This is a genomic window from Streptomyces sp. NPDC057099 (assembly GCF_042671245.1).
In the GTDB taxonomy this organism is placed as follows: domain Bacteria; phylum Actinomycetota; class Actinomycetes; order Streptomycetales; family Streptomycetaceae; genus Streptomyces; species Streptomyces purpurascens.
The window spans coordinates 35,769-60,140 of the sequence record NZ_JBHUTX010000042.1; the positions used below are offsets into that span (position 1 = coordinate 35,769).

The following is a 24,372-nucleotide window of genomic DNA, read 5'->3' on the forward strand; positions in this document are numbered from 1 at the left end:
CGGGGATGAACATGGCGATGATGCGCCTGAGGCGCGAGGACCCGCGCGTCGTCGGCTCGTTCAGGCTTCACAGACGGCTCGGCGCGGGCGGGATGGGCGTGGTCTACCTGGGCTCCGACAAGAAGGGGCAACGGGTCGCGCTCAAGGTCATCCGCCCCGACCTGGCGGAGGACCAGGAGTTCCGCTCACGCTTCGCGCGCGAGGTCTCGGCGGCGCGGCGGATCCGCGGCGGCTGCACGGCCCGGCTGGTGGCCGCGGACCTCGAAGCGGACCGGCCCTGGTTCGCCACGCAGTACGTACCCGGACCTTCCCTGCACGACAAGATCGCCGCCGAGGGACCGCTCGGCGCCGCCGATGTCGCGGCCGTCGGGGCCGCCCTCTCGGAGGGCCTGGTCGCCGTGCACGAGGCCGGGGTCGTGCACCGGGACCTGAAGCCGTCCAACATCCTGCTGTCCCCGAAGGGGCCGCGGATCATCGACTTCGGCATCGCCTGGGCCACCGGCGCCTCGACGCTCACCCACGTCGGCACCGCGGTCGGCTCGCCGGGCTTCCTCGCACCGGAGCAGGTGCGCGGTGCGGCCGTCACGCCGGCCACGGACGTGTTCTCGCTGGGGGCCACGCTCGCGTACTCCTCGATGGGCGACTCACCGTTCGGGCACGGCAGTTCCGAGGTGATGCTGTACCGCGTCGTGCACGAGGAGGCACAGCTGCACGGCGTGCCCGACGCGCTGGCCCCGCTCGTCCGGGCATGCCTGGCGAAGGACCCCGAGGAGCGGCCCAGCACGCTCCAACTGTCGCTGCGACTCAAGGAGATCGCGGCCCGGGAGGCGCAGGACCTCGCCGGGGTACGGCCGCCGGCGCCGCGCGGTGCGGAGACCGAGCGGCCGGTCGACACCTACCCCGACCGGACCCGGCGTCCGCAGGGACCGCAGGGTGCGGGGCCGGCCGGCGCGCAGCGGGGCCGGGGCACTCCCCCACCGCGGGGCTCCTCCCCGTCCCGGGACGGGATTCCGTCCGCGGACGGTACGGCTTCCCAGGGCGGAGCAGGTGCCCGGGGCGGAGCGCGGCCCGCGGGAAGCGGGAACGGGAACCGGTCGGCGGGTGGCGCGAACCGCGGCAGGACTCCGGCACGGGGCCGCGGCGCACCGGGGCGTTCCGGGGCGCGACCGACGCCCACCGGACGCAACGGGACCCGGTCGGGCAGCGGCAGCCGACCCGCCCCGCACAGCGGTACGGGGCGTCCGTCCAGGACGGGGACCGGGCTGCGGCCCGCCAATCCGCGGTTGCTGCGGCAGCGGCTGTTCGTGTTCGTCGTGGTCACGCTGCTGGTGGCGATCGGCATCGCCCTGGTGCAGGGCTGTCAGGGCCCGGCGCGGGGACTCGGCGGTGACGGAGGCGGCGTACGGGAACAGCAGGTCCACCGGTCGCAGCCGCTGGGCGACGTGCCCGCGCGGCCGGACGGTACGACTCGTACCTGAAGGGCCGCGTCTAGACGTGCGGTCGGCCGGTGGCGACGGCGTAGAAGGCCACGGCTGCCGCCGCGCCCACGTTGAGGGAGTCGACGCCGTGGGACATGGGGATGCGGACCCACTCGTCGGCGGCGACCAGGGCCTGGGTGGACAGGCCGTCTCCCTCCGCGCCGAGCATCAGGGCCACGCGGTCCATGGTGTGCGGGGCGGCCTCGTCGAGGGGCCGGGCCTTCTCGTCCGGGGTGAGGGCGAGCAGGGTGAAGCCGGCCTCGCGGACCGACTCCAGGCCCTTGGGCCAGGTGTCCAGCCTGGCGTACGGGACGGAGAAGACCGCGCCCATGGAGACCTTCACGCTGCGGCGGTAGAGGGGGTCGGCGCAGTCCGGGGAGAGCAGGACCGCGTCCATGCCGAGGGCGGCGGCCGAGCGGAAGATCGCGCCGATGTTGGTGTGGTCGTTGACCGACTCCATGATGACGACGCGGCGGGTGGTCCTCAGGAGATCGGCCGCCGTGGGCAGGGGTTTGCGCTGCATGGAGGCGAGCGCGCCGCGGTGCACGTGGTAGCCGGTGACCTGCTCGGCCAGCTCGGGGCTGACCGCGTAGACCGGGGCCGGGAGCTCGTCGATGACGTCGCGCATGACGTCGACCCACTTGGCCGAGAGCAGCATGGACCGCATCTCGTAGCCCGCTTCCTTGGCCCTTCTGATGACCTTCTCACCCTCGGCGATGAAGAGGCCCTCGGCGGGTTCGCGCTTGCGGCGCAGTTCCACGTCGGTCAGGCCGGTGTAGTCGGAGAGGCGCGGGTCGTCGGGGTCCTCGACGGTGATGAGATCGGCCACAGGGTGATACTGCCTTGTCCTGGGTGCGGTGCCAACGGCTCGGTACGGGTTGTGTTACCCGGGGTTACTCACGGGGCGCGGGGTTCTCGGCGCCCACCTTCACGACCTCGCCGATGACGATGACCGCCGGGGGCTTCACATCCTCGGCCCGTACCCTCTCCGCGACCGTCGCGAGGGTGGCGTCGACCCGGCGCTGAGCGGCCGTCGTGCCCTCCTGGACGAGGGCGACGGGGGTGTCGGCCGGCTTTCCGTGCGCGACGAGCGTCTCGGCGATCTTTCCGATCTTGTCGACGCCCATGAGGATCACCAGCGTGCCGGTCAGCCTGGCCAGGGACGGCCAGTCGACCAGGGAGCGCTCGTCGTCGGGCGCGACATGGCCGCTGACCACGGTGAACTCATGGGCGACGCCGCGGTGGGTGACCGGGATGCCGGCCGCGCTCGGGACCGAGATGGAGCTGGAGATCCCGGGGACGACGGTGCACGGGATGCCGACCTCGGCGAGGGCCTGGAGCTCCTCCATGCCGCGGCCGAAGACGTAGGGGTCGCCGCCCTTCAGGCGGACCACCGACTTGCCCTGCTTCGCGTGCTCGATCAGCGCGCTGTTGATGGCCTCCTGGGCCATGAAGCGCCCGTAGGGGATCTTCGCCGCGTCGATCACCTCGACATGGGGCGGGAGTTCGGCGAGGAGGTCGCGCGGGCCGAGGCGGTCCGCGATGACGACGTCCGCCTCGGCGAGCAGGCGACGGCCGCGGACCGTGATCAGGTCCGGGTCGCCGGGGCCGCCGCCGACCAGGGCGACTCCGGGGGTGCGGGTGCGGTGGTGCGGGGCGACGAGTGTGCCGTCGCGCAGGCCCTCCACGACCGCGTCGCGGACGGCGGCGGTGTGGCGGGGGTCGCGGCCCTTGGCGTCCGTGGTCAGGACGGCGACCGTGACGCCCTCGCTGTGGCCGGTGGCCGGGGTCCAGGCCGTCGCCTCGTCGGCGTCGTCGGAACGGACGCACCAGACGCGGCGGCTCTCGGCTTCGGCGGAGGCCCGGGTGTTCGCCTCCGTGTCGCCGGTGGCGATCAGGGCGTACCAGGCGTTCTCGAGGTCGCCTTCCTCGTAGCGGCGCCGCTGCCAGGTGATCTCGCCGGCGTCCGCCATGGCTTCGACGGAGGGGGTGGCGCTGGGGGACACGAGGAAGACGTCCGCACCTGCCGCTATCAGCGCCGGGAGGCGGCGCTGGGCGACCTGGCCGCCGCCGAGAACGACCACGCGGCGGCCGGTGAGGCGGAGGCCTACGGGGTAGGCGGGGTGTTCGGCCATGGGGGTGCGGCTCCTGTTGACGGCGGTGCGGTAGCCCTGACGTGCGAATTTTAATGGGCAGGAGTCGGGACGGCTCCGGTGGTCCAGTGGCTGGGCACCGGAGCCGGCCCTCGGCACCTACTTCTCAGTGACTCCCGCCGAGTCGAACGTCGCCACCTCGTGCATCGCCCGGGCCGTGCTCTGCACCAGCGGCAGGGCCAGGAGGGCGCCCGTGCCCTCGCCCAAGCGGAGGTCGAGGTCGACCAGGGGGCGCAGGCCCAGCTTGTTGAGGGCCGCGACATGGCCCGGCTCGGCGCTGCGGTGACCGGCGATGCAGGCGGCCAGGACCTCGGGGGCGATGGCGCGGGCCACCAGGGCGGCGGCACCGGCGCTGACGCCGTCCAGGATCACCGGCGTCCGCAGGGAGGCGCCGCCGAGGAGGAGGCCGACGATGGCGGCGTGCTCGAAGCCGCCGATCGCGGCGAGCACGCCGATCGGGTCGGCCGGGTCCGGCTGGTGGAGTTCCAGCGCGCGGCGGACGACCTCCGTCTTACGGGCGAGGGTCTCGTCGTTGATGCCGGTGCCCCGGCCCGTGACCTCGGCCGGGTCCGCACCCGTGAAGACGGAGATCAGGGCGGCGGAGGCGGTCGTGTTCGCGATGCCCATCTCGCCGGTGAGCAGGGCCTTGTTGCCGGCGGCGACCAGGTCGCGGGCGGTCTCGATGCCGACCTCGATGGCCTGCTTGGCCTCCTCGCGGGTCATCGCGGGCCCGGTGGTCAGGTCGGACGTACCGGCCCGGACCTTGCGGGGCAGCAGTCCCGGGGTGGCCGGGAGGTCGGCGGCGACGCCCACGTCGACGATGCAGACCTCGGCGCCCACCTGGGTGGCGAAGGCGTTGCAGACGGCGCCGCCGCCCAGGAAGTTGGCCACCATCTGGGCCGTGACCTCCTGCGGCCAGGGCGTCACCCCCTGCGCGTGCACTCCGTGGTCACCGGCGAAGATCGCGACGGCCGCGGGCTCCGGGATGGGCGGCGGGCACTGGCGGGACAGGCCGGACAGCTGCGCGGAGATGATCTCCAGCATGCCCAGCGCACCGGCCGGCTTGGTCATACGCTTCTGGCGCTCCCACGCCTCGCCGAGCGCCTTGGCGTCCAGCGGGCGGATCTGCGCCACGGTCTCGGCGAGCAGGTCGTGCGGTTCCTCTCCGGGCAGTGCGCGGCGGCCGTACGTCTCCTCGTGCACGACCCAGGACAGCGGGCGGCGCTTGGACCAGCCCGCCTGCAGCAACTCGGGCTCGTCAGGGAACTCGTCGACGTAACCGACGCACAGGTAGGCGATGACTTCGAGGTGGTCGGGCAGGCCGAGGGCGCGGACCATCTCGCGCTCGTCGAAGAAGCTGACCCAGCCGACGCCGAGGCCTTCGGCGCGGGCGGCGAGCCAGAGGTTCTCCACGGCCAGGGCCGCCGAGTACGGCGCCATCTGGGGCTGGGTGTGACGGCCGAGGGTGTGGCGGCCGCCGCGGGTCGGGTCGGCGGTGACGACGATGTTCACCGGTGTGTCGAGGATGGCCTCGATCTTCAGTTCCTTGAACTGCTTCGCCCGGCCCTTGGGGAGGGACTTCGCGTACGCGTCGCGCTGGCGCATGGCCAGTTCGTGCATCGCGCGCCGAGTGTCGGCGGAGCGGATCACGACGAAGTCCCAGGGCTGCGAGTGGCCGACGGAGGGCGCGTGGTGGGCGGCCTCCAGGACACGGAGCAGCACCTCGTGCGGGATCGGGTCGCTGCGGAAGCCGTTGCGGATGTCGCGGCGTTCGCGCATGACCTTCAGTACGGCCTCGCGCTCGGCGGCGTCGTACGCGGGGGCGGCGGGGCCGGTGGACTGTCGTGCCTCTGCCACTGCGGCCGTGCTTTCTTCGTCGTGACGTGCCTGGTCGGCCAAGTCTTCCTGGTCGGCGGCCCGGGTGTCCAGGTCGTCGGCGTTCTGGACGAGTTCGGCGTCGCCGTCACGGGGTGCGGGGACAGTGGCGACGGGGGCCGGCTGCTCCGGCTCCTCGGGCTGTTCCGGCTGGGGGGCGGCGGGCGGCTGGGACTGCTGGGGGCCCTGGACCGGCTGCATGCTTTGCTCGTCCGTTCGCTCGTCCGTTCGCTCGTCCGCCGTCTCGTCCGTCTGCTCGTCCGCCGTCTCGTCCGTCCGCTCGTCCGCCGTCTCGTCCGCGATCGGCTCGGGGAGTACGACGGTGACGTCCTCGGCGGGTGCCGGGGGGACGTCCATGGTCTCGGGCGCGGGGGCCATCGGCACGGGGGCGGGGTCGGGAGTGACTTCCGCGGCTGCGGGGGCCGGAGCGGGAGCGACCTCCTCAACCACGGGGGCGGGCTCGGGAGCGACTTCCTCGGCCACGGGGGCGGGCTCCGTTACCTCGGGGGCCTGGGGCGGTGCGGGGGCCTCGGCGGGCGCGTCGGGCACGGGTGTCTCGGTGACCTGGGCAGGGGCCGGGGCGGGCTGAACCGGTACGGCTGGTGCCTCCGGTGCGTCGGCGGCCGGGGCAGGGGCCACCGGAGCCGGCGCCTCAGGGGCGGGCTGTGGAGCCGGCGCCTCGGGGGCAGGAGCGGGGGCGGCCTGCGGGGCGATCGGCTCGGCGACCGGCGCGGGGGCCTCGACGCCGGGGGCGTCCGGCTCCGGCGCCACGGCCTCGGGGACGGTCGCGTCCGGGCCGGGTGCGGCGGCCTCGGGGCCGACAACCTCCGCGGGCGCTTCTGCGACGGCCTCGGGAGCGACCGGCTCGGGAGCGACCGGCTCGGGAGCGACCGGCTCCGGCGCCACGGCGGGAGCTGCCTCGAGCGTCTCGGCGGGAGCCTCGGGCGCGGTCGCGGCCTCCGGGAACGGGACCGCTTCAGGGGCCGGTGCGGCCTCGGCGACCGGGACGGCTTCGGCGACAGGAGCGGGAACCACGTCCTGCTCCTCGACAGCCGCCGGAACCTGATCGCCGGCGTCGGCGGAGTCGGCGGAGTCGCCTACGGCAACCGGCACAGAAGCCTCAGGGGGACCAGTGGCAACCACCGGCTCACCGCCCTGAACAGAACCGTCCACGACCGGCACCTCTCCCGGAACCGGTTCAGGCGCGGAAACGGCCTCGGCCACCTGCACAGGCGCCTCGGCCTCGGCCACCGGCTGCGGTTCCGGAACAACCGTTTCCGCAGGGGCCGCCCCTGCGCTCACCGGGGCCTGGTGGGTGACCTGCGCGTCCCAGGGCGCCGCCGGGGACGAGGGCATCTCCGGGGCGCGCGGGGCGTCGAGGTACTCGGGTCCCGCCGACGCCGGCACGGGCTGTCGCAGCGGCACGTCCGCCGGGCCGCGATCGGCGAGGGAGCGGACCGGGCTGGCGGAGCTGTCGGGCAGCGGCGGGCCGAGGTGCAGCGGGCGGCGCGGAGTGACGGGCGGGATCGGCGGAGGGTCGGGCAGCCGGACGCCGCCGAGGTCGACCGAGCCGCTGTCGCGGCCGGAGATCTCGTGCGGGCCCGGCTCGTGCACGGTCTCGGCGACCGGCTCCGGCATGGGCGGGGCGACCTCGTTGCCCCAGGCTCCCTGGGCGCCCGGCAACAGCAGCAGGTCGTCGTCCTCGGCGGTGGTCTCGGGTTCGGAGAGGTAGGTGTACGAACCGTGCGCGGGGGCGCCCGGCTGCTCCACCATGCCTGCGTTCTCCGGCAGTCCCTCGCCCGGGACCTGGCCGGTGTCGGTCATGCGTACCCCTCGCCCATCGGTTAGTGCTCCTACGACCAGCTCGCCCGGGACGGCGCACCGACCGCCCCGCTGTGAAGAACGAGCGTGCGTCCCCAGCGGCACGAGCGGCCCGCCGCAAAAAGGCGACAAAGCCATTCACTGGCATTGTCGCGGGCGTGCCACCCTCACGGCAGCTTGATCCGCGACGGTTCCGCTGTGGACTGCGCCACGTTGCGCGTCCTCCGGTTCTGCCGTACCACACACACCCCAAAACGGGCGGGTTTTCCGGACATTGACCGACGAAGTGCCGGGCGCCCGCGTGCGGTGCAACGATCGGCCAGCCTACCGCGCGCAGTACGACAACCCGATCACGGGGACGGCGGCGGGATCAGGCGCTGCGCCGCGGCAGCACGCCGCTGAGCAGGAACGCGACGCTCCGTTCCTTCTCCGTCCAGGCCCGGGTGTCGAGTTCGACGGACTGCAGCAGGGCGCACTCGACGCCGTAGCCGTGCTCCGTCAGGTCGCGGCCGATGAGTTCGGCGGCGTCGCGGGTGCCGGCGTGCGTGACGATGCGCTGCGGGCGGCGGTCGGCGACCGCCGAGACGACGGCCGCTCCCCCGGCGCCGACGCGGACGACGTCCGGTTCGGGGAGGTTCTCCAGGATGTGCGGGGCGGTGCCGTGCACGATCTGGAGCTGGACGCCGAGACGGCGGGCGGTGGCGTCGGTGCGGGCGCAGGCGGCCCGGTCGCTGTCGACGGCGATGACGGCGGCGCCTGCGCGTGCCGCCTCGACGGCGAAGGCGCCGCTGCCGCAGCCGATGTCCCACACGAGGTCGCCGACGCGCGGTCCGAGGCGGGCGAGTTGGGAGGCGCGCAGCGGCTGGGTCTCGCCCTCGCCGAGGGGGGCGCCGTACGACTCGGCGGGCAGGGACCAGCCGCGGGGCCCGGCGGACGGGTCGCGGCCGGCGATCCAGCCGCCGGCCTCCCCCGCCGTGCCGGGTCCGGCCGGGCCGCCGAGGACGATGACGACGTTGGGGTCGCGCCAGGCGTGGTCGGCGGCCCGGTCGGAGGAGACGATCGTGACGCGCTCGCGTTCGGTGCCGAGTTCCTCGCAGATGACGAAGGAGCGGTGGACTCCTTCGAGGAGCAGGCCGAGTTCGGCCGGGCCGGCGCCGGGTGAGGTGAGGACGGCCACCTTGGTGTGGGCTCGGCATACATTCACCGCGCGGCGCAGGGTGCGGCGGTGTGCGACGACCACCTCTGCGTCGTCCCAGGGCATGCCGGCGCGGGCGAACGCGGCGGCGACGGAGGAGACGGCGGGGACGACCTCGACCTCGAGGCCGAACTCGGGGGCGCGCAGGGTCTTCACGACGCCGAAATAGCCTGGGTCGCCGTCGGCGAGCACGACGGCCGTGCCGCGGTGGCCGGCGATGCGGCGGGCGGCGAGGGCGACGCTGCCGAGGCGGATGCGCTCGGCGCCGGCGGGTACCTCGGGGAGCGCCAGGTGGTGGGCGGCACCCGCCACGAGCGTGGCGGCACCCAGGGCGGCGCGTGCCGCGTCGGTCAGCGGCGAACCGTCCCAGCCGATCACCGTGACCCGGTCGGCCATCGTCGTCAGTCTCCAGAGGATGTCGCAGGTCGTCTGCGTGTCGTGTCGCGGGCGGCCCGTGGTCGGGCTTGGTGAGAGTACCCGGTGGAGCCGGTGGAGGGGACGGCGGTGCGCTCGCGCACGGTGGCCGTTCCGGTCAGTTCCAGTCGCCGAAGGACGTGAAGCCATCGGGCAGCCGGCCGCCGACGCCCTCCAGGTCCTCGGGGAGCAGGCTCCAGACGATGAAGTCGGTGCGTACGTCCGTCCACGTGCCGTCCTCGGCACGGCTGCGGGCTATACAGGCGTTGCGCAGCACGCCCTCGCTGATACAGCCGATCTTCTGGGCGACCTGCTGGGAGGCGGTGTTGTCGGCCGCCGTGCGCAGTTCGATGCGCTCGAACTTCTGGTCCGAGAAGAGCCACCGGGCGGTGACGAGGGCGGCCTCGGAGGCGTAGCCCTCGCCTCGGGCCCAGGGCGCGATGATGTACGACAGTTCGGTGGAGCGTACGCGCCAGTTGGTCTTGCCGAGCTGGATGACGCCGACCAGGCGCTGGGTGAGGAACTCGGTGACCGCGAAGTCGAGGCCGCGGCCCTCGGTGCGCTCGGCGGGGGCGTACTCGGTGATCCAGGTGCGGGCGCCGTCCTCCGTGAAGGGCTGCGGGACGGAGGTCCAGGCCGCCACCTGTTCGTCGTTCATCATCGCGGCCAGGGCGGCGACGTCGTCTTCGTCAAGGGGACGCAGCACCAACCGCTCCGTGCTGATGGAGACGTTGGGAAAGGTGCTCGTCATGCGCCGCTCCGTAACCTTCGGTGAACCTTCAGGGCCTGCTCAACTGCCCAGCATGCAGCATGAATGCACTGCTGCGCACCACGGGGTCCTCCCCCACCCGGTGAGGGAGGACCCTGTGCGGCGCGGGTGCCGGGCGAGGCCTCAGAAGGAGGCGAGCACGGCGCCGTCGTACTTGTCCTGAATGAACTTCTTCACCTCGGGCGAGGTGAGAAGCTTCGCCAGCTTCTTCACCCGCGGGTCCTTCTCCTCGCCCTTCTTCACGGCGAGGAAGTTGCCGTACGGGTTGTCCTTCGGGGACTCCAGGACGAGGGCGTCCTTCGCCGGCTTGAGGTCGGACGAGAGGGCGTAGTTGCCGTTGACGACGGCGGCGTCCACGTCGTCGAGGGAGCGCGGGGTCTGAGCCGCCTCCAGCTCCTTGAACTTGAGGTTCTTCGGGTTCTTGGTGATGTCCGAAGGGGTCGCCTCGTTGCCGATGCCCGCCTTGAGGGTGATGAGCCCGTTCGCGGCGAGGAGCTTGAGGGCGCGGGCCTCGTTGACGGTGTCGTTGGGGATGGCGACCGTCGCACCGCTCTTCAGGGCGTCGGCCTTCTTGACCTTGTGGGAGTAGAGGCCGAGCGGCTCCAGGTGGACCGTGACGACGGGCACGATGTCGGTGCCGTTCTTCTTGTTGAAGTCGTCGAGGTACGGCTGGTTCTGGAAGTAGTTGGCGCCCACGGAGCCGTCCTGCGTCGCCGTGTTCGGCGTGACGTAGTCGGTGAACTCCTTGACCTCCAGGTCGAGGCCCTCCTTCTTCGCCAGGTTGTCCTTGACGTAGGTGAGGATCTCGGCGTGCGGAGTGGGGCTGGCGGCGACGATCAGGGGTCCGTCGGAGCCGGAGTCGCCCGCGCCGCAGGCGCTGAGCCCGAGGGTGAGGGCTCCGGCGGCGAGGACGGCGGTGGTGATCTTGGCGGTGTTACGCACGAAAAGTGCCTTTCCTTATGGCCTTGAGGTGGTGCGGCCCCGTCGTGGGTGAACGGGGAGTCTCAGGAGGCGGCCTTCAGCAGCCGCAGCTTCGGGGCGGGGCCGGAGTGGGCGCCGCGGCGGTGCAGGGAGCGGGCCGCGTAGTCGCCGGCGAACTGGATGAGCGAGATGACGACGGCGAGGATCGCGACGGTGATCCACATCAGCTGGGTCTCGAAGCGCTGGTAGCCGTAGCGGATGGCGATGTCGCCGAGGCCGCCTGCGCCGACCGTGCCCGCCATGGCCGAGTAGCCGATGAGGGCGACGATCGTGGTGGTGGTGCTGGAGATCAGCGACGGCAGGGACTCGGGTACGAGGACCTTGCGGACGATGGTCCAGGTGTTGCCACCCATGGACTGCACGGCCTCGACGAGCCCGTGGTCCACTTCGCGGACGGCCGTCTCGACCAGGCGCGCGAAGAAGGGGATGGCGCCGACGGCGAGCGGCACGATGGCGGCTTCGACGCCGATGGTCGTCCCGGTGATGGAGCGGGTGAAGCCCATCAGGGCGACCATCAGGATGATGAACGGCAGGGAGCGGGCGATGTTCACGATCTGCCCGATGACCTTGTTGGCGGCGAGGTTCTGGAGCAGGCCGCCGCGGTCGGTCAGGACCAGCAGGATCCCGAGCGGCAGTCCGCCGACCACGGCGATGAGCGTGGACCAGCCGACCATGTAGAGCGTGTCCCAACACGCCTGTTCCAGCAGTGGCTGCATCTCGGACCAGGTCACTTGACACCCTCCTTCACCAGTTCGGACTCGTGGCCCAGGACGTCGATCTGCAGTCCCTGCTCGCGCAGGAACCCGATCGGTACGACGTTGTCCTCGTAGCGGCCGGGCAGTTCGATGCGCATCCGGCCGACCTGGAGGCCGCCGACGGTGTCGATGGCCGCGCCGAGGATCGATATGTCGATGTTGTAGGTGCGGGCGAGCTGCGAGATGACCGGCTGGGTCGCGCTCTCGCCCTGGAAGGTGACGTCGACGACGGTGCGGTCGTCGCCGGAGGCCTCGCCGCCGAGCGGGAACAGCGCGGAGGCCAGCTCGGAGCCGGGGGTCGCGAGCAGTTCGCTGACCGTGCCCGACTCCACGACGCGGCCGTGCTCCATGAGCGCTGCGGAGTCGCAGACCGACTTCACGACGTCCATCTCGTGCGTGATGAGCAGGACGGTCAGGCCGAGCTGCCGGTTCAGGTCGCGCAGCAGCGCCAGGATGGAGCGGGTGGTCTCCGGGTCGAGGGCGCTGGTGGCCTCGTCGGACAGCAGCACCTTCGGGTCGCCGGCGAGGGCGCGGGCGATGCCGACGCGCTGCTTCTGGCCGCCCGAGAGCTGCGCGGGGTAGGCGCCCGCCTTGTCGGCGAGGCCGACCAGGTCGAGCAGTTCCAGCGCCTTGCGGGAGCGTTCCCTGCCGGACTTGCCGAGGATCTCCAGCGGCAGTTCGACGTTGTCCTGGACGGTCCGCGAGGACAGCAGGTTGAAGTGCTGGAAGACCATGCCGATCCGGCTGCGCGCCTCCCGCAGTTCCTTTCCGGCGCGCGGGCCGCGGCCGGCCAGGGCGGTGAGGTCCTGTCCTGCGACGGTCACGGTGCCGGAAGTGGGGCGTTCCAGCAGGTTGACGCAGCGGATGAGCGAGGACTTGCCGGCGCCGGACTGGCCGATGACGCCGTACACCTCGCCTTCGCGGACGTGCAGGTCGACGCCGTCCAGGGCGGTGACCTCGCGGCCGCGTGAACGGTAGACCTTGGTCAGGTCCGTTGTGGTGATCACGTGGGTTTCCGTCACTGTCGAGTGCGCGGGCGTGGGTGTGCCCGGGCACAGATGCGTTCGTTCAGGGACGCGACACGGTTCTCGCTGGGGCGGGGAACCGGGGAGAACATGCGCGCGGGGCGGCTTGGCGTCCCACACCGCTCAGGGCGTGCGGACCTGCCGCTGTCTCGCTTCGGGGCGCGAGCTCAGGGGGTGGTGCGGGGGCCCTCTAGAAGGCGCACATTCGACACATACAACGAGCACCGGGCGTCATGGTCGCCTCGGTCGCGGGGATGCGGTCGCTCGTCGTGGTCATGGTCGCCAGTAAAACACGCGTACGGTCCTGACAGTCACGCCGCTGTCCGCATGCTGGACAGCGGTGAACAGGGGCCGGGAGGCGTCAGCCGCGGGGGGAGATTTCCACCCCTTGCTCGGTGACCAGTGCGGACAGGGCCGACAGGTTCTCGACGATCAGGTCGGCGTCGAGCTCGTGGGCCTGGTGGGTTGTGGTCAACGCCACGGTGGTCATCCCGGCGGCGCGGCCGGCCGTCAGGCCCGCGGGAGCGTCCTCGAAGACGACGCAGTGGGCCGGGTCGACGCCGAGGGTGCGGGCGGCGAGCAGGTAGGGCTCGGGGTCGGGCTTGCCTCGGGTGATGTCGTCGGCGGCGACGAGCGTCTTGGGGAGGATGCCGACGGCGTCGAGCCGCGCCTCGGCCAGCCGCCGGGTGGCCGAGGTGACGACGGCCCAGCGCTCGGCGGGCAGGGAGTCGAGGAAGGCGCGCGTCCCGGGCAGGAGGTGCACACCGCCGTTGGGTACGTCCTCCACCTCCAGGTCCTCGATCCGCGCGAGGGCCTGCGGCACGATCTCGGCGGGCAGCAGGTCGGCGGCTATCTCGACGGCCGGCCGGCCGTGCAGTTCGACCCGCGCGAAGTCCTCGGCCGTGATCCCGTACTCCGCGGCCCACCGCGTCCAGCAGCGGTCCACCGAGTCGAGGGAGGAGACCAGGGTTCCGTCGTTGTCGAACAGCAGGGCTTGGGCGTGGATCTTCATGCCCTCGACCCTACGGTGCGGGCCAGGGCCGGAAGCATCGGGCCTTTTCGGCCGTAATAAGGTCGCAGCATGCTTGCTGCTCTGACGCTGGTGACCGGCGTCGCCGCGCTGCTGCTCGCCGCCTGGTGCGGCTGGGCGGCCTACCGTGACCAGCCGACGAAGGACTGGCACTTCATCGGGATGGCCGTGGTCACCCTGCTGTCGCTGGTCCAGCTGGTGGTGGGGATCGTGCTGCTGGCGCAGGGCGAGAAGCCGGAGCAGGGCACGACGATCTTCGTGGCGTATCTGCTGGGCGCGTTCGCGTGCGTCCCGGCGGCGGGGTTCATGTCGCTGGCCGAGCGCACGCGGTGGGGCTCGGTGACGGTCGCCGCCGGCGGTGTGGTGCTGGCGGTGCTGGAGGTGCGGCTCTATGACATCTGGGGAGGCTGAGGTGACTCGGCAGCGGCTGATCAGTGGGCCGGGCACGCTGCTGGTGTGGCTGTACGGCGTGATGGTCGTCGGGGCGGTGTCGCGGTCGGCGTATCAGATCGCGACGGAGTTCGACCGGGCGCCGCTGGCGTATGCGCTGTCGGCGGTGGCGGGGCTGGTGTACGGGTTCATCACGTACTCGTTGGTGCGGGGTGGGGAGACTGCCCGGCGGGCGGCGCTGGTGTGTTGTGTCGCGGAGTTGGTGGGTGTGCTGACGGTGGGGACCTGGACGTTGGTCGAGCCGTCGGCGTTTCCTGACGCGACTGTGTGGTCGGACTTCGGGATGGGGTATCTGTTCATCCCGGTGTTGTTGCCGCTGTCCGCCATTTACTGGCTGCGGCGGTCACGAGCGCAGTAGGGGGTGCCGCCTGAGGTGAACAGGCGGCCGCGGGCCCGGTGTGGTTGTTCGCGCAGTTCCCCGCGCCCCCAAAGGCAAGCCCTCAAGCCGTGGCTGCGTATGTTCCCGCCGGCTTCTCCAGGACGATCATGGGGATGCCGTCGGCGCCCTGGGACGTGCCCACCGTTTCGTAGCCCACCTTGCGGTAGAGGCGGAGGTTGCCCTCGTTGCGGTGGCCCGTGTGGAGGCGGAAGCGCTTTGCGCCGTGCTGGTCGGCCAGGGCCGATTCGGCCGCTCGGAGGAGGCGGGCTCCGATGCCGTGGCCCTGGAGGCGCGGGTGGACGCAGAGCTTGCCGATCGCGGCGGCGCCGTCCTCGGTGACCGAGCCGCGGACCGAGCCGACGACCTCGTCGCCTAGCCGGGCCACGAAGACGCAGTCCCGGGTGACCTCCTCGCGGACCGAGTCGAGGGTTTGGACGAGCGGGTCGATGCGGTAGTTCCCGTACAGCGCCGCTTCCCGCTGGAAGCACAGGTACTGCAGCCTGAAGATCTGCTCCGCGTCCTGCTCGGTCGCCGCAGAGATGGTCACGCTCATGCCCATGTGCGCACGCCTCCCGCTCATCTGATCACCTGTCGTCCCCCACTCCTATCCCCGTCCTCAGTGGGCCGCAACCTCCGGCGCGAGCAATCTGCGCAGACATCCCAGGCATCTGGAACGTTCCGGGCCAAGACTCCCCTGTGACATACCCAACTCCCCTGCGATTTCCCGGTATGTCAGGTCCTGTGGGGAGAGCAGCGCCTCGATCAGCCGGGGGCAGCGGCCCGGGAGACGGCGTACGGCCGCGCGCAGGGCACGGCCGCGGGCCGCGGCGAGGGCGAGCTGTTCGGGGTCGCGGCCGCAGTCGTCGACCGGTTCACCGGCGTACGGCCGTTCGAGGCGGCGCGTACGGCGGGTGCGGCGGGCCTCCGAGCGGACGGCACGGCGGAGCCATCCCTGAGGGTCGAGCGGCGGGTCATCGGCGTCGAGGCGCTCCAGCAGCCGGAGCCAGACCGCCTGCTCCAGGTCACTCGGCTCGGTTCCCGCGGCATATGCCTCCGCGGAGGCCTCGGCGGTGAGCAGCGGGCCCAGGGCGGTGACCAGGTCGGGTGTCATATGCGGAGCGACGCGGCCGCCCGGGCGGCGGGTTGCCCGGGCGGCCGAAGCCCACTCGACCGGGTGGTGTGAGCTCAGCCGTTGACGAAGTCCTCACGAGCCAGCAGGCCCGTGTCGGGCTGGTCGGTGAAGACACCGTCGATGCCGGTCGCGAAGTACGCCTTGTACGCGCCGAAGACATCGCCGTAGGCGTCGGCGTCCGTGCCCTTGCGGAAGTTCGCGGGCAGGAAGGGGTTCTCGTTGCGCAGGGTCCACGGGTGCAGGATCAGCCCCACCTTGTGCGCGTCCGCGACGAGCGTCGTCGGCTGCGTGAGGTTGCCCTTGGCGTCGCGCGGGATGACCAGGTCGAGGGTCGGGCCGATGCCCTGCGCGTAGGAGGCGATCTCCCTGAGGCCGGCCGGCTTGACCAGGTCGGCGACGGTGCGCGGGTCGCCGGTCTCGACGAAGTCCCAGGGACGGGTGTCCGCCGACGACAGCAGGACGACCAGGGGGTTGTCGACGAGCTTGTTGAGGCGCTCGATGCTGGTCGGCTCGAAGGACTGGATGACGACCGGGGAGGTCCGCCGGTCCTTGCGGTGCTTGCGCAGCACCTTGGCGACCCGCTCCTCCAGCGGGAGGCCCTGCTTGCGGAAGTAGGTGGGGTGCTTGATCTCGGGGTAGATCCAGACCTGCTTGCCGCGCTTGCGGGTCTGCTCGTCCTGCCACTTCAGGACCTCTTCGAAGGTGGGGATCTCCCAGCGCCCGTTGTAGAGGGTGTTGTGCGGGCGGTTGGCCGGGATGCGCTCGATCGCGCGCAGCGTCTTCAGCTCGGCGAGCGTGAAGTCCTCGGTGAACCAGCCGGTGGTGGAGACGCCGTCGAGGAGCTTGGTCTTCTTGCGGCCGGCGAACTCGGGGTGGTCGGCGACGTCGGTGGTGCCGCCGATCTCCGGCTCGTGCCGGCAGACCAGGTGCCCGTCCTTCGTCGGCACCAGGTCGCCCGCCTCGACGATGTCCGCGCCCAGGTCGAGGGCCAGCTGGTACGAGCCCAGCGTGTGCTCCGGGCGGTGGCCGCTGGCCCCGCGGTGGCCGACGATCGTCGGCTTGGGCAGGCTCCCCAGGCCGCCGTGTCCGCCGCCGTGCCGGGAGCCGTCCGCCCGCGCGGTGCCGGTCATGCCGAGGACCGCTCCGCCGGCGGTGAGCACCGCCGCGCCGAGCAGGGCCCGCCGTCCGGTCCCGCTCGTTTCTTCGTTCGACTCCTGCGTTCCCATGTGAGCGCCCTCCCTGCCGTTCGACTCGTCACTGCGGGCTGATCGTAGGGGCGCGTACATGACGGGTGGGAGACCCCGGGCGGAACACGCGGGTGGCTCCGGATGTCGTAGTGGCTGGTGGGGAGGGTGATCTGACGATTCGTCGCACCCCGTTCGATTCGGTGCGGCGGTTCTGGGAACGCGTCCGGTGGCGTCCGAGGCGATGTCCGTCACATCATGGCGGCCGGGTTACACACGGCCGACGAGGCGCCACCGCAGGTAAACACGCGTCAACAGTGCGTAAGGCCTCGGTTAAGTCATCGTGCCCGATGTGCGCGACCCCGGGGGCCACGAGTATCGTCCCCACCTGCACATACTCATACAGATTCCCTTGACACCGGAGGGTCCGTTGTCCCGCTTCGCGCTCATCAAGGCAGTGCTCGGTCCGGTCATGCGCCTGATGTTCCGCCCACAGGTGGAAGGTGCGGAGCACATTCCCGGCGACGGTCCGGTCATCCTGGCCGGCAACCACCTGACGTTCATCGACTCGATGATCCTGCCGCTGGTCTGCGACCGGCAGGTGGTCTTCATCGGCAAGGACGAGTACGTCACCGGCAAGGGCCTCAAGGGCCGGCTGATGGCCTGGTTCTTCACCGGCGTCGGCATGATCCCGGTCGACCGCGACGGCGGCCGGGGCGGGGTCGCGGCCCTGATGACCGGGCGCCGGGTGCTGGACGAGGGCCGGATGTTCGGCATCTACCCGGAGGGCACCCGTTCGCCCGACGGGCGGCTGTACCGGGGGCGTACCGGTATCGCCCGGCTCACGCTGATGACGGGCGCGCCGGTGGTGCCGTTCGCGATGATCGGCACGGACCGGCTGCAGCCGGGCGGCGCGGGTCTCCCCCGCCCGGGCAAGGTCACCGTGCGGTTCGGTGAGGCGATGGAGTTCTCCCGGTACGAGGGGATGGACCGGGACCGCTATGTGCTGCGGGCCGTGACGGACTCGGTGATGAGCGAGGTCATGCGGCTGTCCGGGCAGGAGTACGTGGACATGTACGCCAGCAAGGCCAAGGAAGCGGCGTAGTCTTCCGGCCGCGGGTGCGTCCGGGGCCTGTCGCGCTCACGCGGCAGAACCGGGCAGTGGTCAGAGCCCCGCGCACGCTACGGCGACAGCATGTGAGTCCCAGTAGAAGGGGCGGACTTCAGAGATCCGTCCCTCCTCGAACCTGATCGTCTGCAGAATCGGGAATCCGAGCTCGTGACCGGTGGCACGGGCACGAGCACGGACCTGGGTGAGCACCACTGCCGTCTCGCCGGTGGCGAGGAACTCCTGCTCCGTCATGTCGAACACTTCCCATGCGCGGCTCATGGCCAGGAAGAACGCTTCCAGGCCTTCGTGCCCACGCCAGGTTCCGCCGAAGGGAAGGGCTTCGGCCTGATGCAGCACGACATCAGGCGCGAAGAAGGGCGCCAGCAGACCGAACGAAGCCTCACCTGGGCCTCCGGCCGCCAGGTACTCCGCCTCGGCCCTGTACATGCCGGTGAGGATGGTCAACGAGTCCGTCGTGGATGAAGTCGTCATGCCGCAAGTGTGATCAACCGAGGCAGACCACACCGGCGGCATTCGGACCTCGTCCTACGGTCGGGACGAGCGGCGGCTCTGGACGCTACGGATGTTCCGCCCCGTCTGCGAGCCGCTGCCCCCGCAGCAGGAACCACGCCGCCACCGCCGCGGCCAGCAGGACCGCAGCGCCGACGCCCGCCGCGAGTGCCAGGCCGTCGACGAACGAGGTGCGGGCCGCGTCCAGCATCACCGCCGAGGTGTGTGCGGGCATGCTCGCGGCGGCCTCGACGGCGCCGCCGAGCGACTCGTGGGCGGCGGCGGGGGTGCCCGCCGGGCCGGTGAAGTCGCGGTAGACGCCGGTCACGATGGAGCCGAGCACGGCGATGCCGAGGGCCGCGCCGAGTTCGTACGCCGTCTCGGACACGGCCGAGGCGGAGCCCGCCTGCTCCTTGGGCACGCTGGAGAGGATCACGTCGGCGGTCACCGTGAAGGAGAGACCGGCACCGACACCGACGACCAGCAGCGCGGACCCGAGCAGCGGGTAGCCGGTGGACTGGCCGATCACCGTGAGCGCGGCCAGCGCCAGGCCGATCGCCGCGAGACCCCCGGCGACGACGGCCCGCACCGAGAAACGCCGGGCCGCGCGCCCCGCGGCCAGTCCGGCCACCACCGCGCCGATGGCGGCGGGCAGCTCGGCCAGGCCCGCCTCGAACGGGCGCCTGCCCTGGACGAGTTGCAGGTACTGGGAGAGGAAGAACACCAGCCCGGACAGGCCGAGAATGGTCAGCAGGTCCGCCAGCACGGCTCCACTGAAGCCTCGGTGGCGGAACAGCCGCATGTCCAGCAGCGGGGCCGGGAGCGTGAGCTGACGGCGTACGAACCCGTACAGGGCAGCCGCGCCCAGCAGGCCGGCGGCCAGGGTGGCCCAGGCGAAGCCGTGGGTGGCGACCTCCTTGATCGCGTACACGACACCGACCATGCCGACCAGCGACAGCACGACGCTGACCAGGTCCCAGGGGCCGGCGTTCGCGGTGCGCGACTCGGGCAGCAGCTTGATCCCGACGAGGACCAGGACGGCCATCACGGGCAGGTTGATCAGGAAGACCGAGCCCCACCAGAAGTGCTCCAGCAGGAACCCGCCGACGATCGGGCCCACGGCCGTACCGGCGGAGGCGGTGGCGCCCCAGATGCCGACGGCGAGGCTGCGTTCGCGCGGGTCGTGGAAGAGGTTGCGGATCAGCGCGAGCGTGGCCGGCATCAGGGTGGCACCGGCGACGCCCAGCAGGGCCCGCGCGACGATCAACATCTCGGGGGTGGTGGCATAGGCGTTGAACACGGATATCGCGCCGAACGCCGTGGCACCGATCAGCAGGATCCGCTTGCGGCCGATGCGGTCGCCGAGGCTGCCCATGGAGACGAGCAGACCGGCGATGACGAACGAGTAGACGTCGCCGATCCACAGCAGCTGCGTGCCGGAGGGCTTGAGATCCTCGCTGATGTAGGGGGTCGCGAGACCGAGCACGGTCGCGTCGACGGCCACCAGCAGCACGGCGAGCACGAGGACGCCGAGTGCGAGCCAGCGGCCCGGGCGCTTCACCGCCTCGGTCGCTTCCGCCGCCTGCAAGGTGCTGGTCATGGTTCCTCTCTCCGTAGTGCGCCGCCGAGCAGCAGCTCGACGATCATGTGCTGGAAGTCCTTGGGTGCGCCCTTGCCGCTGTGCACCATCCAGGCGCCGGAGGCCATCAGGCCGTAGAGCGCCTCGGTGAGCCAGGCCGGTGTGAGGTCGATACGGAACTCGCCGCCGAGCTGGCCGCGCCGGAACAGGGCGGAGATCCGGTCGTCTATCAGGGTCCAGCCCGCGTTCATCTCCTCGCCCTCGAACAACTGGTTCTCGGAGTAGAGGAACGCGAGCAGTCCGGCGACGGGCTCGATGGCCCCGACCAGCCGGCGTACGGCGTCACTCGCCGTGCCCTCGTCGAGCCGGGCCGCGTCCAGCGCGGCCTCGCACTCCGCGATGCCCAGCGACTCCAGGGCGCGGACGAGGACGTCCCGCCCGGCGAAGTGGCGGTGCAGCGTGGCGCGGCTGATCCCGGCGGCCTTGGCGACCTCGTCCATGGTCGCGGTGGATTTACGGGTCAGCAGGGCCGCGGCGGTGCGCAGCACGTGGTCAGGATCGACAGCCATGAGACGAGCATAGCCCAGATGAGACACTGATGTCTCACGCCGGGCGTGCTCGTCTCATGCTGTTCGGTTGTCGGTCGGCTGTTGTCGCTTTGAGGAGAGGTGAGACTCAGTGCCAGGGCAGCTGCCCGCGCCGCTCCCAGTACGTGTGCGGTTCCTCGGTCAGCGTGGCGAGGCGGGTCAGCTGGTCGTCGTCGAGGTCGACGGCCGCTGCGTGCAGGTTCGACGCGAGCTGGTTGGTGGTGGCGGCGCCGGAGAGGACCACACCGGCCCAGGGCTGTCGCAGGATCGCGGCGAGAGCGACGGCGTCGCAGCCCAGGTCCGCTTCCGCGGAGATCTCCTTCAGGACGGCCGGGGCATGCGGGCCCGCGAGCCGGCCGTTGGCCATGCCCTCCTTGACGATCACCGTGAGCCCGGCGTCGTGCGCCTCGGCGAGGGCGGGCGCGGCGGAGGTCTCCAGTGCGTTGTACGTGGACTGGACGGTACGGAAGAGGGGTTCGCCGTCGACCGTCACGGCGAGGGCCGCGCGGATCGCGTCCGCCTGGGCCGGACCGCTGGTGGAGAAGCCGATGGTGAGGCCCTGGGCGGCGGCCTCCGCGAGCTTCGCGTGCAGTTCCTTGTCGGTGAGGGCCGGGCTGTCCGGGGTCACCGAGTGGATCTGGTAGAGGTCGAGCCGGTCGCCGAGCAGCTCGTCGCTCTCCGCGCGCTGCCGTTCGTAGGTGGGCAGGGCGTGGTCCTTGACCTCGTGGCGGTCGGCGTCGGTGGACCAGTCGGCGGTGTAGGTGTAGCCCCACTTGCTGCCGACGACGATGTCGTCGAAGGCGGGCCTCGCGTGGAGCCAGTCGGCGAGGAACTCCTCCGAGCGGCCGTAGGAGCGGGCGGCGTCGAAGTAGCGGACGCCCTGGGCGTAGGCGGCGTCCAGGAGTTCGTGTGTGCGGTTGCGGAGCGTCTCTACGCTGCGGTCTTCTCCGAGGTCTTCGTCTCGGCCGAGGTTGATGTAACCGGGGCGCCCTACGGCGGCGAGGCCGAGGCCGATGTGGCAGGTGGGGGTGGTTGCTGTGGCCAGGCGGGCGAAGGGCATCGCGGGCTCCGTTCGGTCGGCTCCGGTTCGGCTTCGACCCAACGTAACCCGCGATGACCTTCGCCTCAGAGCTCGGGACTTGCGGTGTCTTGCGAGTGCGGGTTGTGGGGGCTTGTCGCGCAGTTCCCCGCGCCCCTATTTGGTCCGCTGTCGTGCTGTCGCCCATTCGTGCTGGGACTGCACGTCCGCCTTCACCTCTGTCAGCTGGGTGGCGACCGCGCTCGGGGCCGTGCCGCCCCTGCCGTTGCGGGAGGCCAGGGCGCCGGGGACGTTGAGGACCGTGCGGACCTCGGGGGTCAGGTGGGAGGAGATCTTGGCGAACTGCTCGTCCGTCAGGTCGTCCAGTTCCTTGTTCTCCGCCTCGGCGACCTTCACGCACTCGCCGGCGACCTCGTGGGCGACGCGGAACGGGACGCCCTGCTTGACCAGCCACTCGGCGATGTCCGTGGCGAGGGAGAAGCCGGCCGGGGCCAGTTCCTCCATGCGCTCGCGGTGGACCGTGAGGGTGGCCATCATGCCGGTGAAGGCCGGCAGCAGGACCTCCAGCTGGTCGATGGAGTCGAAGACCGGCTCCTTGTCCTCCTGGAGGTCGCGGTTGTACGCGAGGGGAAGGGCCTTGAGCGTGGCCAGCAGGCCCGTCAGGTTGCCGATCAGGCGGCCGGACTTGCCCCGGGCCAGCTCCGCGATGTCCGGGTTCTTCTTCTGCGGCATGATCGACGAGCCCGTCGAGAACGCGTCGTGCAGGGTCACGAAGGAGAACTCCTTCGTGTTCCAGATGATGACCTCCTCGGCGATCCGGGAGAGGTTGACCCCGATCATCGCCGTGATGAAGGCGAACTCGGCGACGAAGTCGCGGGAGGCCGTGCCGTCGATGGAGTTGCCCGCGGAGCCGTGCTCGAACCCGAGGTCCTTCGCCACCGCCTCCGGGTCCAGGCCGAGGGAGGAGCCCGCCAGGGCACCCGAGCCGTAGGGCGAGACCGCCGTGCGGGCGTCCCACTGGCGCAGCCGCTCCGCGTCCCGGGAGAGGGACTGGACATGGGCCAGGACGTGGTGCGCGAACAGGACCGGCTGGGCGTGCTGGAGGTGCGTACGGCCGGGCATCGCCACGTCGGGATGCGCCTCGGCGAGGCCGATCAGGGCGTCCTGGAGCTCCGCGATCAGGCCGCCGACGACCCGGGCGTGGTCGCGCAGGTACATCCGGAAGAGGGTGGCGACCTGGTCGTTGCGGGAGCGGCCCGCGCGCAGCTTGCCGCCCAGGTCGGGGCCGAGCCGCTCCAGCAGGCCGCGCTCCAGCGCGGTGTGCACGTCCTCGTCGGCGATGGTGCCGACGAAGGAGCCGTCGGCGACGTCCGCTTCGAGGCGGTCCAGGCCCTCGAGCATCCTCGTCAGCTCGTCGTCCGTGAGCAGCCCGGCCTTGTGCAGCACGCGCGCGTGGGCTCGCGAACCGGCGATGTCGTACGGCGCGAGCCGCCAGTCGAAGTGGACGGACGCGGACAGCTTCGCCAGGGCCTCGGCGGGACCGTCGGCGAAACGGCCGCCCCAGAGCCGGACGTCACCGCTGTTGCTGCTCACTTGCGTTGCTCCTAGAGGGGTGTGGATGGGACGCGGACCTGTAGATGCGGACCGTTGGACGCGGACCTTTGGACGAAGACCTTTATACGCCCAGGCCAGGTCCCGTGAACGCCTACGCCAGGTCGCGCTTCGCCGCGATCTTCGACGACAGGCTGTAGATGTCGATGAAGCCCTTGGCGGCGGACTGGTCGAAGGTGTCGCCCGTGTCGTAGGTCGCGAGGTCGAAGTCGTACAGCGACTGCTGCGAACGCCGGCCCGTGACGACCGCGCGACCGCCGTGCAGGGTCATCCGTACGTCCCCGGTGACATGCTGGTTCGCCTCGTCGACGAAGCCGTCCAGGGCACGCTTGAGCGGGGAGAACCACTGGCCGTCGTAGACCAGCTCGCTCCAGCGCTGCTCGACGCCGCGCTTGTAGCGGGCGAGTTCGCGCTCGACGGTGACGCTCTCCAGCTCCTGGTGGGCGGTGATCAGGGCGATGGCGCCCGGAGCCTCGTAGACCTCGCGCGACTTGATGCCGACGAGCCGGTCCTCGACCATGTCGATCCGGCCGATGCCCTGGGCGCCGGCGCGCTCGTTGAGCTGCTGGATCGCCTGGAGGACGGTGACGGGCCTGCCGTCGAGGGCGACCGGGACGCCCTCCTTGAAGGAGACGACCACCTCGTCGGACTCCCGGGTGAGAGCCGGGTTCTCGGTGTACTCGTAGATGTCCTCGATCGGCGCGTTCCAGATGTCCTCGAGGAAGCCGGTCTCGATGGCGCGGCCGAAGACGTTCTGGTCGATGGAGTACGGCGACTTCTTGGAGGTCGCGATCGGCAGGCCCTTGGCCTCGCAGAAGGCGATGGCCTTGTCGCGGGTCATGGCGTAGTCGCGGACCGGGGCGATGCACTTCAGGTCGGGAGCGAGGGCGACGATGCCGGCCTCGAAGCGGACCTGGTCGTTGCCCTTGCCGGTGCAGCCGTGGGCGACGGTGGTGGCTCCGTGCTTCCGGGCGGCGGCCACGAGGTGCTTGACGATCGTCGGCCGGGACAGGGCGGAGACCAGCGGGTAGCGGTCCATGTAGAGGGCGTTGGCCTTGATCGCCGGGAGGCAGTACTCCTCGGCGAACTCGTCCCTGGCGTCCGCGACCTCAGCCTCGACGGCGCCGCAGGCGAGCGCGCGCTTGCGGATGACGTCCAGGTCCTCGCCGCCCTGGCCGACGTCGACCGCGACCGCGATGACCTCGGCGCCCGTCTCCTCGGCGATCCAGCCGATGGCGACGGAGGTGTCAAGACCGCCTGAGTAGGCGAGTACGACGCGCTCGGTCACGGGTTC

At 71.5% G+C, this 24,372-nt stretch carries 22 protein-coding genes; 4 read left to right on the forward strand and 18 right to left on the reverse strand.

The window, feature by feature from the left end:
* The first annotated feature begins 5 nt into the window (after nucleotides 1–5).
* Complete coding sequence (locus tag ACFT4A_RS33510) at nucleotides 6–1,478, forward strand: protein kinase (protein WP_382837774.1); 1,473 nt, start codon at nucleotides 6–8, stop codon at nucleotides 1,476–1,478.
* A 10-nt stretch (nucleotides 1,479–1,488) separates the two neighbouring features.
* On the opposite strand, the gene ACFT4A_RS33515 is transcribed toward ACFT4A_RS33510, so the two are convergent.
* The 9 genes from ACFT4A_RS33515 to ACFT4A_RS33555 all read right to left on the reverse strand — a co-directional run bounded on the left by ACFT4A_RS33515 (nucleotide 1,489) and on the right by ACFT4A_RS33555 (nucleotide 13,478).
* Nucleotides 1,489–2,307: a TrmH family RNA methyltransferase gene (locus ACFT4A_RS33515; RefSeq protein ID WP_382837776.1), complete on the reverse strand. Its 819-nt coding sequence runs from the start codon at nucleotides 2,305–2,307 to the stop codon at nucleotides 1,489–1,491.
* Between the two features lie 64 nt (nucleotides 2,308–2,371).
* Nucleotides 2,372–3,613: a uroporphyrinogen-III C-methyltransferase gene (gene cobA, locus ACFT4A_RS33520; protein WP_382837779.1), complete on the reverse strand. Its 1,242-nt coding sequence runs from the start codon at nucleotides 3,611–3,613 to the stop codon at nucleotides 2,372–2,374.
* Between the two features lie 117 nt (nucleotides 3,614–3,730).
* Nucleotides 3,731–7,330: a nicotinate-nucleotide--dimethylbenzimidazole phosphoribosyltransferase gene (gene cobT / locus ACFT4A_RS33525; RefSeq protein WP_382837782.1), complete on the reverse strand. Its 3,600-nt coding sequence runs from the start codon at nucleotides 7,328–7,330 to the stop codon at nucleotides 3,731–3,733.
* A 367-nt stretch (nucleotides 7,331–7,697) separates the two neighbouring features.
* A complete protein-coding gene (gene cbiE / locus ACFT4A_RS33530) occupies nucleotides 7,698–8,918 on the reverse strand; it encodes a precorrin-6y C5,15-methyltransferase (decarboxylating) subunit CbiE (RefSeq protein ID WP_382837785.1) in 1,221 nt (406 codons plus the stop codon).
* A gap of 136 nt (nucleotides 8,919–9,054) precedes the next feature.
* Nucleotides 9,055–9,687 carry a GNAT family N-acetyltransferase gene (locus tag ACFT4A_RS33535; RefSeq protein WP_382837787.1) on the reverse strand — a complete coding sequence of 211 codons (633 nt, stop codon included), beginning with the start codon at nucleotides 9,685–9,687 and terminating at the stop codon, nucleotides 9,055–9,057.
* Between the two features lie 141 nt (nucleotides 9,688–9,828).
* Nucleotides 9,829–10,647 (reverse strand): MetQ/NlpA family ABC transporter substrate-binding protein, encoded by an 819-nt coding sequence (locus tag ACFT4A_RS33540; RefSeq protein ID WP_382837790.1) that lies wholly within the window; start codon nucleotides 10,645–10,647, stop codon nucleotides 9,829–9,831.
* Nucleotides 10,648–10,709: 62 nt separating this feature from the next.
* A complete protein-coding gene (locus tag ACFT4A_RS33545) occupies nucleotides 10,710–11,417 on the reverse strand; it encodes a methionine ABC transporter permease (protein WP_382837793.1) in 708 nt (235 codons plus the stop codon).
* Nucleotides 11,414–12,448: a methionine ABC transporter ATP-binding protein gene (locus ACFT4A_RS33550; RefSeq protein WP_382837796.1), complete on the reverse strand. Its 1,035-nt coding sequence runs from the start codon at nucleotides 12,446–12,448 to the stop codon at nucleotides 11,414–11,416. Before ACFT4A_RS33550 ends, ACFT4A_RS33545 begins: the two co-directional genes overlap by 4 nt.
* A gap of 379 nt (nucleotides 12,449–12,827) precedes the next feature.
* Nucleotides 12,828–13,478 carry an HAD family hydrolase gene (locus ACFT4A_RS33555; protein ID WP_382837799.1) on the reverse strand — a complete coding sequence of 217 codons (651 nt, stop codon included), beginning with the start codon at nucleotides 13,476–13,478 and terminating at the stop codon, nucleotides 12,828–12,830.
* A gap of 69 nt (nucleotides 13,479–13,547) precedes the next feature.
* Here ACFT4A_RS33555 and ACFT4A_RS33560 point away from each other — a divergent pair, with 69 nt between their 5' ends.
* A complete protein-coding gene (locus tag ACFT4A_RS33560) occupies nucleotides 13,548–13,907 on the forward strand; it encodes a hypothetical protein (RefSeq protein WP_184597297.1) in 360 nt (119 codons plus the stop codon).
* Nucleotides 13,888–14,304 carry a hypothetical protein gene (locus ACFT4A_RS33565; RefSeq protein WP_382837802.1) on the forward strand — a complete coding sequence of 139 codons (417 nt, stop codon included), beginning with the start codon at nucleotides 13,888–13,890 and terminating at the stop codon, nucleotides 14,302–14,304. Before ACFT4A_RS33560 ends, ACFT4A_RS33565 begins: the two co-directional genes overlap by 20 nt.
* A gap of 82 nt (nucleotides 14,305–14,386) precedes the next feature.
* Here ACFT4A_RS33565 and ACFT4A_RS33570 read toward each other — a convergent pair whose 3' ends face one another.
* From ACFT4A_RS33570 to ACFT4A_RS33580, 3 genes are all read right to left on the reverse strand, one after another.
* Nucleotides 14,387–14,884 (reverse strand): GNAT family N-acetyltransferase, encoded by a 498-nt coding sequence (locus ACFT4A_RS33570; RefSeq protein WP_382837865.1) that lies wholly within the window; start codon nucleotides 14,882–14,884, stop codon nucleotides 14,387–14,389.
* A gap of 57 nt (nucleotides 14,885–14,941) precedes the next feature.
* On the reverse strand, nucleotides 14,942–15,436 hold the full coding sequence (locus tag ACFT4A_RS33575) for an RNA polymerase sigma factor (RefSeq protein WP_382837805.1): 495 nt from the start codon (nucleotides 15,434–15,436) through the stop codon (nucleotides 14,942–14,944).
* A 74-nt stretch (nucleotides 15,437–15,510) separates the two neighbouring features.
* Complete coding sequence (locus ACFT4A_RS33580; protein WP_382837808.1) at nucleotides 15,511–16,683, reverse strand: glycerophosphodiester phosphodiesterase; 1,173 nt, start codon at nucleotides 16,681–16,683, stop codon at nucleotides 15,511–15,513.
* Between the two features lie 388 nt (nucleotides 16,684–17,071).
* Here ACFT4A_RS33580 and ACFT4A_RS33585 point away from each other — a divergent pair, with 388 nt between their 5' ends.
* The gene (locus ACFT4A_RS33585) at nucleotides 17,072–17,746 is read left to right on the forward strand and encodes a lysophospholipid acyltransferase family protein (RefSeq protein ID WP_382837811.1); all 675 of its coding nucleotides are present in this window, start codon (nucleotides 17,072–17,074) and stop codon (nucleotides 17,744–17,746) included.
* A 60-nt stretch (nucleotides 17,747–17,806) separates the two neighbouring features.
* Here ACFT4A_RS33585 and ACFT4A_RS33590 read toward each other — a convergent pair whose 3' ends face one another.
* From ACFT4A_RS33590 to ACFT4A_RS33615, 6 genes are all read right to left on the reverse strand, one after another.
* Nucleotides 17,807–18,244 (reverse strand): nuclear transport factor 2 family protein, encoded by a 438-nt coding sequence (locus tag ACFT4A_RS33590; RefSeq protein WP_382837814.1) that lies wholly within the window; start codon nucleotides 18,242–18,244, stop codon nucleotides 17,807–17,809.
* 85 nt (nucleotides 18,245–18,329) lie between these two features.
* Complete coding sequence (locus ACFT4A_RS33595; protein ID WP_382837817.1) at nucleotides 18,330–19,862, reverse strand: MFS transporter; 1,533 nt, start codon at nucleotides 19,860–19,862, stop codon at nucleotides 18,330–18,332.
* Nucleotides 19,859–20,410, reverse strand: coding sequence for a TetR/AcrR family transcriptional regulator (locus ACFT4A_RS33600; RefSeq protein ID WP_382837820.1), 552 nt, complete (start codon nucleotides 20,408–20,410; stop codon nucleotides 19,859–19,861). Before ACFT4A_RS33600 ends, ACFT4A_RS33595 begins: the two co-directional genes overlap by 4 nt.
* Before the next feature lie 106 nt (nucleotides 20,411–20,516).
* Nucleotides 20,517–21,488, reverse strand: coding sequence for an aldo/keto reductase (locus tag ACFT4A_RS33605; RefSeq protein ID WP_382837823.1), 972 nt, complete (start codon nucleotides 21,486–21,488; stop codon nucleotides 20,517–20,519).
* Nucleotides 21,489–21,623: 135 nt separating this feature from the next.
* On the reverse strand, nucleotides 21,624–23,060 hold the full coding sequence (argH, locus tag ACFT4A_RS33610) for an argininosuccinate lyase (protein ID WP_382837826.1): 1,437 nt from the start codon (nucleotides 23,058–23,060) through the stop codon (nucleotides 21,624–21,626).
* Nucleotides 23,061–23,172: 112 nt separating this feature from the next.
* A complete protein-coding gene (locus ACFT4A_RS33615; RefSeq protein ID WP_382837828.1) occupies nucleotides 23,173–24,366 on the reverse strand; it encodes an argininosuccinate synthase in 1,194 nt (397 codons plus the stop codon).
* Between the last annotated feature and the right edge of the window lie 6 nt (nucleotides 24,367–24,372).

Excerpts from the sequence above, each read along its gene's own strand:
- ACFT4A_RS33580 (WP_382837808.1), bottom strand. The coding sequence starts at position 16,683 with ATGGGAACGCAGGAGTCGAACGAAGAAACGAGCGGGACCGGACGGCGG.
- ACFT4A_RS33565 (WP_382837802.1), top strand. The coding sequence starts at position 13,888 with ATGACATCTGGGGAGGCTGAGGTGACTCGGCAGCGGCTGATCAGTGGG.
- cbiE (WP_382837785.1), bottom strand. The coding sequence starts at position 8,918 with ATGGCCGACCGGGTCACGGTGATCGGCTGGGACGGTTCGCCGCTGACC.
- ACFT4A_RS33535 (WP_382837787.1), bottom strand. The coding sequence starts at position 9,687 with ATGACGAGCACCTTTCCCAACGTCTCCATCAGCACGGAGCGGTTGGTG.
- cobT (WP_382837782.1), bottom strand. The coding sequence starts at position 7,330 with ATGACCGACACCGGCCAGGTCCCGGGCGAGGGACTGCCGGAGAACGCA.
- ACFT4A_RS33595 (WP_382837817.1), bottom strand. The coding sequence starts at position 19,862 with ATGACCAGCACCTTGCAGGCGGCGGAAGCGACCGAGGCGGTGAAGCGC.
- ACFT4A_RS33605 (WP_382837823.1), bottom strand. The coding sequence starts at position 21,488 with ATGCCCTTCGCCCGCCTGGCCACAGCAACCACCCCCACCTGCCACATC.
- ACFT4A_RS33590 (WP_382837814.1), bottom strand. The coding sequence starts at position 18,244 with ATGACGACTTCATCCACGACGGACTCGTTGACCATCCTCACCGGCATG.
- ACFT4A_RS33570 (WP_382837865.1), bottom strand. The coding sequence starts at position 14,884 with ATGGGCATGAGCGTGACCATCTCTGCGGCGACCGAGCAGGACGCGGAG.
- ACFT4A_RS33575 (WP_382837805.1), bottom strand. The coding sequence starts at position 15,436 with ATGACACCCGACCTGGTCACCGCCCTGGGCCCGCTGCTCACCGCCGAG.
- ACFT4A_RS33510 (WP_382837774.1), top strand. The coding sequence starts at position 6 with ATGAACATGGCGATGATGCGCCTGAGGCGCGAGGACCCGCGCGTCGTC.
- ACFT4A_RS33600 (WP_382837820.1), bottom strand. The coding sequence starts at position 20,410 with ATGGCTGTCGATCCTGACCACGTGCTGCGCACCGCCGCGGCCCTGCTG.
- cobA (WP_382837779.1), bottom strand. The coding sequence starts at position 3,613 with ATGGCCGAACACCCCGCCTACCCCGTAGGCCTCCGCCTCACCGGCCGC.
- ACFT4A_RS33560 (WP_184597297.1), top strand. The coding sequence starts at position 13,548 with ATGCTTGCTGCTCTGACGCTGGTGACCGGCGTCGCCGCGCTGCTGCTC.
- ACFT4A_RS33555 (WP_382837799.1), bottom strand. The coding sequence starts at position 13,478 with ATGAAGATCCACGCCCAAGCCCTGCTGTTCGACAACGACGGAACCCTG.